Raw genomic sequence first — 596 nt, 5'->3', positions numbered from 1 at the left:
ATCTATGACAAAGTGAAGTCTTATTACAGCGAAGATAACGGCCGTCCTCCTATTGATCCTGTGATGCTTTTTAAGATGATGTTTGTTGGATACCTTTACGGTATTCGTTCTGAAAGGCAGCTTGAAAAAGAGATACAAACAAACATTGCTTATCGATGGTTCTTAGGTTTGAGCTTAACCGACGCCGTCCCTCATCACTCTACAATTAGCTTTAATCGCCATAAACGATTTAAGGACACACCTATCTTTCAAGACATCTTCGATGAAATTGTTCTTCTGGCCATGGAACATCGTATGGTTGCCGGACGTGCTTTGTTTACAGACTCGACTCATTTAAAAGCCAACGCTAATAAACGAAAGTATGTGAAAGAAACGGTACAAGTTGAAACCCAAGAATACATAGAAGAACTTAATAAAGCCGTTGAAGAGGATCGAAAAGCCCATGGAAAAAAGCCTTTGCCGAAAAGAGAAGAGGTGGTGGAAGAAAAAGAAATTAAGGTGAGTACAACAGATAAAGAAAGCGGCTACATGTTTAGAGATGGAAAGCCCGAAGGCTTCTTCTATTTGGATCATCGCACGACAGATCTAAAATACAA

General features: G+C 39.8%; 1 protein-coding gene. It reads left to right on the top strand.

The features are described 5' to 3' along the window. Positions 1-596, top strand: a 596-nt coding sequence (locus JSY36_RS20315; protein ID WP_205167746.1) for a transposase, incomplete at both ends; no start/stop codon positions are given.

The organism is Alteribacter salitolerans (genome assembly GCF_016901055.1).
Taxonomy (GTDB): Bacteria; Bacillota; Bacilli; order Bacillales; family Salisediminibacteriaceae; genus Alteribacter; species Alteribacter keqinensis.
Note: the sequence above shows the minus strand (reverse complement) of the source record. Positions and strands in the feature narration are given on the sequence as shown.